The following is a 13,663-nucleotide window of genomic DNA, read 5'->3' as shown; positions in this document are numbered from 1 at the left end:
GGCAGATGGGGGGAGATTAATTCTTCCCCCAGACTGCCGTGCTCTTCCCCGCTTCTGGAGAAATCGCCTCTACTCTAATTGGAGCAATCCTGTCAACTTGACACACTAGATGCGGGCTTTGAACGCTGCTGGTAAAAACCCACTACTTTCTGCACATAAGCAGCCGTAAAGCCACTGTTGCAGCCTGTATAATTGCCAGTCATCCACCAACAGGCAACACCACGTACAGCTGCCGTTTCGTTGTTCTTAGTTGCGGCAAACTGCTTGTTTAACTCCCGACGGGTGATGCAAGAGACAATTTGACGTGCAGTTGTAGGGCTGTTTTCAAACTCCGCTGGCGTGAGTTCCTTTTTTAGGCATGTTCTTGACCAACCTTTGAGGGTTTCTGGTTTGACTTGCCATTCGCTATAAAGTCCATCATTGGCAGAGCCGGTTTTCGGTGCAGCTTGTCGCAATGCTTCTACCATCGCCGTTATTTGGGTATCAGATGCTGCCTGTTGTGCTTGTGCTGGCAATGAGAACAGTCCCAAACTGATAATAACTCCAGTGAGTACCGATCGCATGAATTTCCTCCTCATGACCTTAAACTTAATTCACACCCTAGCTTACTGTGGCTATTAAATTTGCCCTGAAAACACTATCTCTACCTATAAGTATTTGTTATAGTTTTTATAGACAATTCCGTTTTCATTACCATTGACCGTTTTTCACAAAATTGTTATATTTATTTACACGCTATCATAAATCACTATTTACCATAGACATTTGAACTTCTCCTATAAGCCTCGGTTCATCCCACCGAGGTTTTTTATTGCAAAGGATAATTTAGAAGATCATGCGATCGCATCACCCCCAAACCGCACATATATAAAGCTTTGATTATTTCTCCAAACTTTTCCCACCCATGGAGATTTTTTTGCTAATATAGTAGTACACTTGTTCTAGTTTAAATATAGATGACAAATGAGTTCATGCGATCGCCATCTGTCAATACCTCAGATTATTTTATAAAAAAATCTTTGTTTTAACCACCCCTATTAAGAGCAGGGGTAAAGCTTCACATCAAATCAATCATCTCACACCTACCTAAATATTTAGTCTCATGTTACTGAAGACACAAGAGAAAGGTGCAATTGCAACCAAAGTTGATCGAGCTCGCGTTGAGCAATACACTGAAGAAAATAGAAGCGTTGACCCGAAAAACTTTTACTTTCTAGCGCTGTCTGATGCCACCGAAACGATTCTACGTTATGCTTTCTTTTTAGCTGACTTAAAAAAGACGCACTCGAAAAAAGAGTATAAACAAATACTTTTACACTATGGTTTTTCAGGTGAAGAGAAAAAATATCTGAAGGTAGCAGCAGCTTTTGAGAAGTTTTCTCCAGATAATTTAGCACCCATTGAGCCAGCAACCATATTTCAATTAGCACAAAATAGCAATAAATACCAGCCAGTACTCGATCAATTGCTGGATTTAGCAGAAATTTCCCAAACTGCTGTACGTGACTTAATTAAAAAGCACCGCACTCCCAAACAAGCAAAAACGCAAAAACCCAGTATTTGGCGTCGCACAAAAAATGGCGCTAGATATTGTCAAATTCCCCCGATTCATGAAGTAGATGAAACAACCGGAACCACGCTACAAAAAATGATTGATGAAGAGGGATTATTACCCCAACAAATTGTCGCGGAAGCTATAGCTTTACGTTTAGCATATCAGCAAGGGCGGTTAAAATTCGTTTAATTAACAGTAATAAAAACATCCTAACCATCGTAGAGACGTTCCGCTGGAACGTCTTTACCTTTATCGGACAAGTTGATCGAATAGCTTTAAAAACTGTTCGGTATCAACATCTAAACAGGCTTCTACATTAGGTGGATTGGTTAATTCATCTCGGCGATCGCGCCGATCTGCCAGTGATAAACCAGTGGTAAATCGTCCTTGTGTTTCAACCATCATATAGAGTGATTCAGTCTTTACCAGACTCGGATCGATAGCGACTGCCATCGCCAAAGGATCGTGTAAATAACAACCATAAAAGCCTTCATTATCTCGATAGAAAGCCATATAAATTCCAGTGCAATCCGCAATAAACTGGGTGACTTTTGAAGGATGACGCTGTAAATTATCTTCAACAACTTGGCGGGGTAAAGGGGCTTTCATTGCAACATCCAAACCTACTAAAGTGAGGGGAATCCCTGACTCCATTACCATTTGTGCCGCATCAGGATCTACAAAAAAATTAAATTCAGCCGCAGCCGTAATATTTCCAGGTACAGTAACAGCCCCACCCATAATGATAATTCGCCCTATTTTTTTCATCGTGGCGGCATCTTTTTGAATTGCTGTTGCTAAATTCGTTAGTGGTCCTAAAGCCACAATATTCAGACTGTCACCGTACTCTTGCGCTGCCTTGAGAATGACATCAATTGCATTCTCTGTAGATGCTTCAATTGTTAGTTTGGGATAGCGGGCTGTACCATCAGCTTCTTTAAATTGATCTAATTCACCAAGCCCATCTGCACCATGAATGCCTGCGGCATTAAACGGTTGTTTAAACAGTGGTTTTTCACAACCTTTAGCTACAATGGGTAAGGTATTGGGTTGGACAATACTCAGTACCCGCAATACATTATTAGTCGCTTGGTCTACATGGATATTACCAGCTAAAACGGTAATTGCTTTCAGGTCTAATTGCGGTGAGTTCAATGCCATAATCAATGCCAAGGCATCATCAACACCTCCGTCTGTATCCACAAGCACGGGGATGGGCTGATTTTTAAGGATTGTCATTTTGGTTATTGCTCTTGTTTAAGAATGCTAAATCTTTTTAATAGAAAGAATTCAGAATTATGGGAAAATTAAACCTGTTATAGCGATTCCCACATTCATGAGGTACAGAATATTGAATTAACCGCAGATAAACGCCGATGGACGCAGATAAATTTGTACCTCAACAGATTAGGAAATGCTATATTACTTCTTAATTTCTCGTTAATTATTGGCTTGGATATCAAGGTCTTCTGGATTCTGAATCTTTACTCAAATTCTGTTATTTGTATAGCAATCTTCCTTCGATCTGGCTGTTAATATTTTGATGATGTCCAAAGAATTCTTCCAGGACATCTTGGCAGGATGTTGTGATTACCTTTGAGATGCCTAACTCTTCATGCGTTATACCTAAATTACGCTCGGAATTTTGGTAACGATAGCCATCCATACATATAGTGTATTGATGCTCTTCTTGTATGGATTCTCCATTAATAGTTAAAGATTCAACCCTATGCAGGGCATCATTATAAACCGCTTTAATACCTTGATTTAGCTGGAAATACTCACTACCACCTGATATTCGATTTTCCGCTCTCATAATATGTGCAAATATCTTGATCAGATGTTCCCCGCTAACTGTAAACTTATGAAGAATATCGTCGTAAGGATAAACCTTTTTTAAATCGCTCAATGTAACTAGAGGTCCTAATTCTGATCCACGTATTGCACCACTCGCTACAAAAACCACATCTAACATATCATCTTGTTGGGCAATAATATCAGCGATTAAGTTACCCAATTCAGTTTCTTGTTCACGCTTAGGATGGGTTAGTTTACGTGCTAATCGTCCAACCAGTCGATTATACTTGCGGTCAACTTCTTCTTTGAAGGTAGCAATCAGTTTTTCGATATTGGGATCTGGTTGTGCCAAATTGTTATCCACAGGCAGAAGTTGCCACTTCCATTCCACAATGCTGTTAGTATCGTCATCCACTACAATATCGAAACGTCCAATCTGATCTGTGCCAACTCCAGCTTGTGCAATCAAAATATTGTTGACTTCGGCAGGTTGTTCTAAAAATGTATGGGAGTGTCCCCCTATTATCATATCCACACCCCATTCTGGGTTTAGCATTGCTGCTAATTTTTTATCCTCTTCAAAACCGATGTGCGTCAGAATAATTGTTAGGTCAATGTCATCATTTTTGTAGGCATTACAAATTTTACCAACTTCTGATGCCGCATCTTCAAGGCTGACAAAGGTGCCAATACTACTATCACGTTTTAATGTCCTCAGAGCTTCTTCAGTCACAATTCCGATGAACATGATATCGAATCCATCTACATTTAAGATTAGATAGGGATTCATCAAGCGTCTGTTATACTTTTTAATATAGAGGTTGGCATTGACGATAGGAAAATTCGCCATCTTTTCCAGGAAAAGTAAGTGAGGCAACCCATAATCTAATTCGTGGTTCCCCAAAGTTACTACGTCAGGAGCCAAGTAATTCATAACTTCTATGGTTGAAATACCTTTATATTCGGTATCAATCATAGAACCTTGGAGCATATCACCTGATATGACGAAGAGTACGTTTTTCTCTTCTTGCCGAACTTTATTTATATATCCAGAAAGCAACGACATTCCACCAATAACATGACCTTCAGCTAAACCTGTCGCTTCTGCTAAAAAGTCTCCATGCATATCATTTGAATGTAAGATGGTAAACTTTTTAAATCGCTCGTTAGTTATCATGATTTTTTACTTCCAAAAAATAAGTTAATTTAAGTTCAAAACTCATTATCTTATATTTTTGATCAAAGATCAAAAATTTGACTCTGGATAAATCTGATTTTTTTCTTTCAGTAATTAGCGATGGTGACACCTCCGGGTGCGGAATCTGCAATTAAATCGAATAATAAAGCGGGAAAGACTTTGCATCCTTTGGTTTCACATACACTCGCTGTTGTGGTTCCAAGTGCAATTGGTCAAAGCGATCGCGTGTTAAATGCGCTGTCACCACTTGTCCATCATCTAAAGTTAATTCTACCTGAATTTCCCAACCCAAATGTATCAACCGACTTACCCTAGCTGGTACACTTGAGCCGTTAGGAGAAGTTTCTATAATTACATCTTGCGGACGTAAAAACATTTCTGGGTTTGCCGAATCAAATCCGTTACCTTGGAAAATCCGCGAAGAACTTGGCAACACATTCACAGGTCCAATAAAGCTCATCACAAAAGCTGAAGCTGGATGATCGTAAATTTGCGCTGGTGTTCCTACTTGTTCCACACGTCCTTTATTCATCACCACAATCTCATCTGAAACTTCCATCGCTTCTTCTTGGTCGTGGGTGACAAAAACTGTGGTAACATGAACTTCATCATGGAGGCGTCGTAACCATGCGCGTAAATCTTTACGAACTTTCGCATCAAGTGCGCCAAAAGGTTCATCAAGTAATAAAACGTTAGGTTCAACAGCTAGCGCTCTTGCCAATGCTACCCGTTGTCGTTGACCACCAGAAAGTTGCGAAGGATAGCGATCGCCTAATCCACTTAATTGTACCAACTCCAATAACTGCTCCACCCGTGCCTTAATTTTCGCTTTTGGTGCTTTACGAAGCTCCAAACCAAAGGCTACATTTTTCCGCACAGTTAGATGCTTGAACAAAGCATAATGCTGAAATACAAACCCAATATTGCGATCTTGCACGCTTTGATATGTGGCATCCTTCCCAGTGAGAAATATTTTACCACTATCCGGCATTTCCAAACCCGAAATTAACCGCAGCAATGTAGACTTTCCCGAACCTGATGGTCCGAGCAAAGCGACAAGAGAGCCACTTTCAATTTCCAGATTGACATCATCAACCGCTTTAAAACTACCGAATTGCTTGGATACGTTTTCAACTACAATGCCCACTGATTCTGCACCTCTGTAACTAAATATATCTAGCCATTTTAATACATATATCACAGACTGTTGCTTTTCGATTAATAAGATTGATCGTGGTTATTGTTACCTCATTGGTGCAAGTGAAGCCTATATGCCTTTTATCAAAGAATTGTTGAAAAAAAATCAGACCCTCGTTGAATTTCAAGAAAACGAGCGACAATTAATTTGACGTTCGGTTTTCGCTTCTGTTTGATTATGCAACAATTATCTTCAACAACAACATCTCCCACCCAATTTTATACTTGGGAAAACTACAAATGTGCTTACGAAGTTCATCAACCAATTAATGCAACACCAGAGGGGGTTTCCTTGCTGTTAATTCATCCTATCGGTGTTGGGTTATCGCGGCAATTTTGGCAGCGTTTTTGCCGGGAATGGTATAATACAGGTCGTCGCAATTTAATTTATAATCCTGATTTACTAGGATGCGGTGAGAGCGATATGCCTCATGTGGCTTATACTCCTAATGATTGGGCAAAGCAGTTGCAACACTTTTTACAAACAGTGGTACAAAAACCTGTAATTTTAGTGGTGCAAGGTGCTTTATTTCCTGTTGCTATAGAATTAGTTCAAAGAGAAGCAAATCTAATTGCTGGACTTGTGCTTTGTGGTCCTCCAGCTTGGGCAGTAATTACCAAAGAATCACCAAAATGGCAGAATAAACTAACTTGGAATCTGTTAGATTCGCCTTTTGGTAATCTATTTTATCGATATGCGCGTCGTCAAGAGTTTTTACGTTCTTTCTCAACTCGGCAACTTTTTGCTAATGGTGATGCTGTTGATCAAGAATGGTTAAATACTTTAATTGCAGGTGCAGAAAATATCCAAACTCGTTATGCGGTGTTTTCTTTTTTAGCTGGATTTTGGCGGCAAAATTATAGTAATGCGATCGCTTCCATTAAACAACCCACTTTGGTAGTAGTTGGTGAAATTGCTTCCAGCATCAGCAAAGCAGGTAAAAAAGAATCACCTGATGAACGCTTGGCTGACTATCTCGCTTATTTACCTCAAGGTAAAGGAATCAAAATGACTGGGCGAAATGTCCTACCATATGAGTCTACCCCTGAATTTGTTCAGGCGATTGCCCCATTTATCGATGAAGTTTCTCAAAGCGGGAAAATAGCTTAATTTCGGGTAATTTCGCTTTTTAACCTAGTTTTTTGGTTTTGTTTAACAAAACTACGCTTTTAGTACCCTTGACATGTCATAATCATTATGACTACGCTTCAGGTGGACTGTTATTCAAGGAGCTAAATTGATGTTGTCTAATCACGAAGGACAAAAAGTACCACAAGTTACCTTCCGTACACGTCAGAACAACCAGTGGGTGGATGTAACTACTGATGAGTTGTTTGCTAATAAGACAGTGGTTGTCTTCTCCTTACCAGGTGCTTTTACACCAACTTGTTCATCTACGCATTTACCTGGTTACAACCAAATGGCAAAAGCCTTTAAGGAAAATGGAGTAGATAGCATCGTTTGTATTTCTGTAAATGACACCTTTGTCATGAACGAATGGGCAAAAGACCAAGAGGCAGATAATGTCATCTTAATTCCCGATGGCAACGGTGAATTCACTGAAGGCATGGGAATGCTAGTAGATAAGACAGATTTAGGTTTTGGTAAGCGATCATGGCGCTATTCTATGTTAGTCAAGAATGGCGTGGTGGAAAAGATGTTTATTGAGCCAGACGAACCAGGAGATCCCTTTAAAGTGTCGGATGCAGACACAATGCTCAATTACATCAACCCCCAAGCTGCAAAACCCAAGTGTGTTTCTCTGTTTACAAAAGTGGGTTGTCCTTTCTGCGCTCGTGCGAAGGACATGCTGAAGCAGAATGGTATTGATTATGAAGAAATTGTTTTAGGTAAAGATGCTTCCACACGCTCTCTTAAAGCGGTTACAGGAGCGACAACAGTTCCCCAAGTATTTATCGATGGTAAATTAATTGGCGGTTCTGAAGCGCTAGAAGCTTATTTGAGTGTTAAATAAGCTTCCTGCTAGGGTTACAGCTATTTTCAGGTAAATAGACCACACGTAGGGGCAATTCATGAATTGCCCCTACGACAGATGTGGTTCAAATACATGAAAATTGCTGTAATTAACAGTAATAAAAATATACCTACGTCGTAGAGACGTTCCGGCGGAACGTCTTTACAATTGTAGAGACGTTCCGGCGGAACGTCTTTACAATCGAACATGATATTATGTGATTATTCGTCAATTTCACCGACGCGATGAATGTTGATAATGTCGCTCATTTTCTTGATTTGGATAAATACTTGCTCAAGCTGAGAGCGATCGCATATATCTATTCCTAAATCTATTAACGCAGGTTGTCCGAAAGCGGTTTTGACTTGAGCGTGACGGACGTTGATTGCGTGGTCGCTCAATCGTGATAAAATATCTTTCAAAACTCCCACTCGATCCAGCGCTTCAATTTGAATACTCACTGGGTAAGTTTGCGGACGATTACGATTTTCTTTGGCAGAATTCCACCTAACTGGTACTAAGCGATCGCACTCCACAGGCTCTAAATTATGACATCCTTGGCGATGGATGGAAATCCCCCTACCTCGTGTCACCACACCAATAATCGACTCACCGGGAATTGGCGTACAACACCCAGATAAATGATACATTAATCCTTCTACCCCGACAATTGGCGAATCGCTAGCACGTCCAGTTGTTGCAGGTACGTCTCGTAAAGCTTTTAACGAACTTGGTAGGGACGGAAGTTCTAAGACGTTGGTTGCAGGTTGTTCCGCCTTGACTATTTCTCGCCAACGATTTAATACTAAGTTCAAGGTGATTTCACCGTAACCTAAAGCCGCCAACAAATCGTCCACACTATGATAATTACACTTTTCGGCTACAGCTTCCATTGCGTCTGATTTGAGCAAACTTTCAAAACCTGTTTTACCGAGTTCTTTTTCTAACAAGTCTCGTCCACGAGCGAGATTTTCTTCCCGACGCGATCGCTTGTACCATTGTTTTATCCGATTTTTCGCCGCAGAAGTCCTGACAAAGTTCAACCAATCTAAACTAGGATGGCTGTTCTTTTGGGTCAAAATCTCGACAATATCGCCATTTTGCAAGCGCGTTGACAGTGGAATCATTCTCCCATTCACCCGCGCCCCCGCACAATGATTTCCGACCTCTGTATGTATCCGATAAGCAAAATCTACTGTTGTCGAACCAGGACTTAAGGAAACTAAATCCCCCTTAGGGGTGAAGACATAAACATCATCTTCAAATAAATTATCCTTGATGCTTTCTAGATATTCTTGAGCATCTTTCAGGTCACTTTGCCATTCCAACAACTGCCGCAACCAAGTGAACTTCTCATCTTGGGCTGTTGTCTGGACGTTAGAACCCCCTGTTTCCTTGTATTTCCAATGAGCAGCAATTCCATACTCGGCTATTCGATGCATTTCCTGCGTTCGGATTTGCACTTCCAAAGGACGACCTGTAAAACCCATCACACCAGTATGCAAGGATTGGTAATGATTTGCCTTGGGCAGTCCAATATAGTCTTTAAATCTACCAGGAATTGGGCGAAAGGCATCGTGAACTATAGCCAAAGCGCGATAACATTCTTCATTGGTTTTAACAATAATTCGCAATGCAGCCAAATCGTAAATTTCGTGAAATTCTTTTTGCTGCCGGTGCATTTTTTGGTAAATACTATAAAGATGCTTCGGGCGTCCGCTGATGTCGATGACTTCAATACCAGTTTGCTGCAAGCGATCGCGCAAAGTTTTCGTAATTTTATCCAGTCTTTCTTCTCGTGCTGCCCGTTTTTCGGCAACATATGTTTGAATTTGGCGAAAAGACTCTGGTTCGAGATACTTAAAAGCCAAATCCTCCAATTCCCACTTAATTTGCCAAATCCCCAACCGATTGGCTAAAGGAGCAAAAATATCTCGCGTTTCTTGAGCGTTGCTACGACGACTTTCTTCGGACATAAACTGCAAAGTTCGCATATTATGCAGCCGATCTGCCAACTTCACTACAATTACTCGGATATCTTTTGCCATTGCCAAAAACATTCGTCGGAAGTTTTCTGCTTGGCTTTCGGTTTTGCTTTTAAAGTTAAATTTAGAGAGCTTGGTAACACCTTCTACCAATTGTCTAACTTCTGCGCCAAAATGCTCTTCTATTTCCTCAATTGTAATATCTGTATCCTCGACGACATCATGGAGAAATCCAGCTGCTATCATGGCAGAACTCCCCCCCAAGTCGCGTAACAATCCGGCAACAGCTACGGGATGACAAATATATGGTTCTCCCGATTTGCGGTATTGACCTTGATGCAACTTATAAGCAAATTTAAATGCTCGACAAATCAAAGTTGTATCATGACGCTTTTTGTCATCTTCTGGGGCAAGAAGTGCGGATGACTCTTGTAAACATTTTTTTAGCCAATCCGGAAGAGTGATTTCAACTGGGGAATTTATAAGTATACCGCTCATAAAATCGAAATTAAGCTAATTTGTGGTTAAGTGGATGTACTCTGACAATGGGATTACCGACATAAGTTGCCATAATTAGGCGGTAAAAGCAGTGTTAGAAGGTTTTGCAGGCAATAAGAATTGCGATATTATCCGGCTTGAGTGTCAACAATCATAGTTGGGAAAATCGAATTATGGCAGTGTGCAGCCCCCTAGCATCATTTGAGGCGAGTAATTATAATAAAAGTTTAAAAAGTTTGTTTTATAAGAAAATCTTGACATTAATAGTATCTCAAGAAGCAGTTAATGTCTCTAAATCGCGAGAAGTATCACAGCCTAGCAACATTGCTCCTGCAATTACGTGACTATATCACGACTACTGAACTAAATGCGCCCGGACTGCGGCTGCGTGTGGCATCTTTGCAGCAAATGTTTGTTGTTCAGATTGTGCCTTTGGCTGATGAAGATACTCAGATGCCTCATAATTCAAGGGAACAGTCTTATCAAACCGAGATGAGCAAGCAACTGCGCTTATTGGAATTGGATGTAATATTTTTCCAAGGAGCGAGGCAATCAGCTACTGCTCAAGCTAGACTCCAGACAATTAGCGATCGCTTGACAACTCTAATGCAATACTGCGAGGCAATACTGCAACAAGAATAACAAGCATGAAAAGGTAAAAATTAAAAGAAGTTTTTCTTTTTGTTTTTACCTTGTCTATTCCTATTGTAAAGAAACTTTATCCACAACAATAATATATTTCATCTGCCTAAGTGTGGAAAATTTGACATTTGCCAGTACTTAGCTTGGAATTTGTTCAGTTTTTTATCGGATACCAGAACGAATGCAGGACTTACGCACGGACTACGAATTTCTGTCATTGCGACGTAAGGAAGCAATCTCAAAGTCTTGTTTTTTCGTAACAAGTGCGTAAGTCCTAGAATGGTAAAATTGAGATGTGTACATTGAGTGCTTCGGATGCCTACTGAAGCACGAGTTAGAAAGCTCGTATCGTGTTTGCTATCAGTTAACATATTTCATGCTCCAACCCCTACACCTTATTTGTATCGATAATCGAACTTATCGGAATACAGATACAGTGTGAGCCTTCTTGGTGTTAAAGGTAAAGACGTTCCGCCGGAACGTCTCTACTGTGGTCTACTTTTAGCTAAGTGGTTATTTTTCATCATATTTTTTACTTGCAAGTTTTGATAGACTACGAAGTCGCGCTTATTGGACAAGCGCTCTTCTTATCCGAGAAACTTGAAATCTTCTGTAATTATTTATTATTGAGTATTACAGTAAAAATACTGCCATTTGGATGATTATCTTCGATGGAAATTGTACCGCAATGTGCCTCGATCGCCATTTTGCAGAAAGCCAATCCTAAACCAATTTGCGAAACTTCTGGCATCTGAGTTGCAACTTCATATTTCTCGAAAATGATTTTTTGTAAGTCTTCAGGGATTCCCGGTCCTGCATCCGCAACTTGCACTTTAGCACCACCTTCTGCCAAATACTCTCCCCGCAGGATAACTTCAGAGTTTGACGGTGAGAACTTAATGGCATTGGTCAGCAAATTATCTAGCACTCGACGAAAAATAACTGCATCTACTTCAACCATACCGCCAAGTTCGGGTAATTCACGTATCAGGGTCAGGTTCTTTTGGGCAGCCATCGCTTCAGCATCTGCCAATGCTGACATACATACCTGACAAAGGTCTTGTTTTGTGTAGTTGAGAACGATTTTGCCGGATTCCAGCTTTGCCATAATCAGCAAGCTATCAATCAACGATTGTAGTTGTTGTCCAGCAAGTAAAATTTGCTCGACTTTTCCTTGCTGTTGTTGAGGTGATAAGCCTGGAAACTGAAGAATCTTTGCACCTAAGACAACACTGGCAAGTGGATTTCGCAAATCGTGCACAATCATATTTACCATATCTTCTCGCAGTTTGAGCAATACTTGCATACTGTCGTAGTGCTGCTTAATCCGCAACATGGAATTAACTCTGGCTCGTAATTCTACGCCATTGACGGGTTTACTAATGAAGTCATCCGCACCGGTTGCTAAACATTGAGCTAAATCTTCTTTAGCTGTTAGTGCTGTCACCATGATGATCGGAACCGCTTGCCATTGTGGATCGGCTTTGATACGCTGGCATACTTCCATCCCATCTAGATCGGGCATCATCACATCTAATAAAATCAGATCAGGCTGAAAACTATCGAGGCGATTTAGAGCTTGTTCACCACTAGAAGCGTAGTATAACTGGTAGTTTTTGCCATCCAGCAACGTTTCAACAACATCAAAGTTATCGGGTTCATCATCGATCACTAAAATAGAGGGTTGATTGTCCATCGAGAATTTCCGCTACCTTTTTAAAAGTTGTTGAATTTTGGCTACAAGTTGTTTAAGTTTTACAGGTTTGGTGAGATATTCGTTGGCTCCCGCTGCTAAACAAGTTTCGCGATCGCCCGGCATAGCTAGTGCCGTTAGTGCAATAATCGGCACATCCAAAAATTGCTGATCATCACGGATGCACCGAATCGCTTCCAACCCATCCATTCCCGGCATTTGAATATCCATTACAATTAAGTCGGGACGTTGAATTCTAACAAGGTCAATGGCTTGTTGTCCATTGTTTGCCAAAATCAGATCGTATCCTTTGCTTTCAAGATAACCGGACATGGTATCAATATTAGCTTGATTATCTTCTACCAGCAAAATCAAAGGAGTATCCAGAACCGCTTCTGGCACTACAATTAGATTTGCCGAGTCAGGACGGGTAGAATGTTGCAATTTCTCTATAGTTGCCTGAAGTTGAGCGCGGGTAATGGGTTTAACCAAATATTCAAACGCTCCCTGAGCCAGTCCTTTGCTACGCTCATCCACGACTGAAATGATGATGACTGGAATATCTTTGGTTTTTGGGTTGGTTTTAAGTTGATTCAGCACGTTCCAACCCGATAGGTTCGGTAGTTGCAGATCCAGCATAACAAGAGCAGGCTGAACGCGCAGCACTTGTTCTACCGCTCCTTCACCTTGGGGATAGATCATGGGTTGCATTTGCATTTCGCGGAAGTAGCGAGTAACTTGGTCAGCAGCCGCAACAGAATCTTCGATAATCAAAACTTGAGCATTCGACCCAGGTAAGCGATAGGTAGGTAATGAAGTCCTTACCTGCGTTGTTGGCACATTATCGCCGGTAAGGTAGGGAATGCGGACAGTGAAACAACTTCCTTGTCCGATTTTACTGCTAACTGATACTGTTCCTCCGTGCAGGGTCGCAATCCGCCGTACCAGTGCCAAACCTAGACCAGTGCCACTGTACTGGCGGTTGAGGCTGCTGTCAAGCTGGATAAAAGGCTGAAACAGCTTGCCGATTTCTTCAGGAGCAATACCAATGCCGGTGTCAGTGATATGGAAGGAAAGGAGATGGGGGGATGAGGGGGATGAGGGGGATGAGGGGGATGAGGG

The 13,663-nt window shown here is 41.0% G+C and carries 12 protein-coding genes; 5 read left to right on the top strand and 7 right to left on the bottom strand.

The window, feature by feature from the left end; genetic code table 11:
- Positions 1-92: 92 nt before the first annotated feature.
- Entirely contained in the window at positions 93-563 is a 471-nt protein-coding gene (locus TOL9009_RS0106980; protein WP_029632112.1) for a hypothetical protein, read from the bottom strand.
- Between the two features lie 545 nt (positions 564-1,108).
- On the opposite strand from TOL9009_RS0106980, the gene TOL9009_RS0106975 reads away from it, so the two are divergent.
- A complete protein-coding gene (locus TOL9009_RS0106975) occupies positions 1,109-1,744 on the top strand; it encodes a hypothetical protein (RefSeq protein ID WP_029632110.1) in 636 nt (211 codons plus the stop codon).
- Between the two features lie 60 nt (positions 1,745-1,804).
- On the opposite strand, the gene TOL9009_RS0106970 is transcribed toward TOL9009_RS0106975, so the two are convergent.
- The 3 genes from TOL9009_RS0106970 to TOL9009_RS0106960 all read right to left on the bottom strand — a co-directional run bounded on the left by TOL9009_RS0106970 (position 1,805) and on the right by TOL9009_RS0106960 (position 5,697).
- Entirely contained in the window at positions 1,805-2,794 is a 990-nt protein-coding gene (locus TOL9009_RS0106970; RefSeq protein ID WP_029632108.1) for a nucleoside hydrolase, read from the bottom strand.
- 259 nt (positions 2,795-3,053) lie between these two features.
- Positions 3,054-4,529, bottom strand: a complete 1,476-nt coding sequence (locus TOL9009_RS0106965; RefSeq protein ID WP_186227498.1) for a bifunctional metallophosphatase/5'-nucleotidase — start codon at positions 4,527-4,529, stop codon at positions 3,054-3,056.
- A gap of 151 nt (positions 4,530-4,680) precedes the next feature.
- Positions 4,681-5,697: a sulfate/molybdate ABC transporter ATP-binding protein gene (locus TOL9009_RS0106960; RefSeq protein ID WP_029632106.1), complete on the bottom strand. Its 1,017-nt coding sequence runs from the start codon at positions 5,695-5,697 to the stop codon at positions 4,681-4,683.
- A gap of 228 nt (positions 5,698-5,925) precedes the next feature.
- Between TOL9009_RS0106960 and TOL9009_RS0106955 the strand changes: the two genes are divergently transcribed.
- Positions 5,926-6,858, top strand: coding sequence for an alpha/beta fold hydrolase (locus TOL9009_RS0106955; protein WP_029632105.1), 933 nt, complete (start codon positions 5,926-5,928; stop codon positions 6,856-6,858).
- Positions 6,859-6,988: 130 nt separating this feature from the next.
- A complete protein-coding gene (locus TOL9009_RS0106950; RefSeq protein WP_029632103.1) occupies positions 6,989-7,723 on the top strand; it encodes a glutathione peroxidase in 735 nt (244 codons plus the stop codon).
- A 221-nt stretch (positions 7,724-7,944) separates the two neighbouring features.
- On the opposite strand, the gene TOL9009_RS0106945 is transcribed toward TOL9009_RS0106950, so the two are convergent.
- A complete protein-coding gene (locus tag TOL9009_RS0106945) occupies positions 7,945-10,206 on the bottom strand; it encodes a RelA/SpoT family protein (protein WP_029632101.1) in 2,262 nt (753 codons plus the stop codon).
- A 285-nt stretch (positions 10,207-10,491) separates the two neighbouring features.
- On the opposite strand from TOL9009_RS0106945, the gene patD reads away from it, so the two are divergent.
- Together patD and TOL9009_RS50475 are read left to right on the top strand one after the other, a co-directional pair.
- Complete coding sequence (gene patD, locus TOL9009_RS0106940) at positions 10,492-10,848, top strand: heterocyst frequency control protein PatD (protein WP_029632100.1); 357 nt, start codon at positions 10,492-10,494, stop codon at positions 10,846-10,848.
- Positions 10,849-11,143: 295 nt separating this feature from the next.
- Complete coding sequence (locus tag TOL9009_RS50475) at positions 11,144-11,290, top strand: DUF6888 family protein (protein WP_398344166.1); 147 nt, start codon at positions 11,144-11,146, stop codon at positions 11,288-11,290.
- A gap of 174 nt (positions 11,291-11,464) precedes the next feature.
- Here the strand turns inward: TOL9009_RS50475 and TOL9009_RS0106935 are convergent, their stop codons facing one another.
- Together TOL9009_RS0106935 and TOL9009_RS46980 are read right to left on the bottom strand one after the other, a co-directional pair.
- Entirely contained in the window at positions 11,465-12,544 is a 1,080-nt protein-coding gene (locus TOL9009_RS0106935) for a hybrid sensor histidine kinase/response regulator (protein WP_029632099.1), read from the bottom strand.
- Positions 12,545-12,556: 12 nt separating this feature from the next.
- Positions 12,557-13,663, bottom strand: a 1,107-nt coding sequence (locus TOL9009_RS46980; RefSeq protein WP_029632098.1) for a response regulator, incomplete at its 5' end; no start/stop codon positions are given.

The organism is [Scytonema hofmanni] UTEX 2349, assembly GCF_000582685.1.
Classification (GTDB): domain Bacteria; phylum Cyanobacteriota; class Cyanobacteriia; order Cyanobacteriales; family Nostocaceae; genus Hassallia; species Hassallia hofmanni.
The sequence above is the reverse complement of the archived record's forward strand: the minus strand, read 5'-3'. Positions and strand labels throughout refer to the sequence as shown.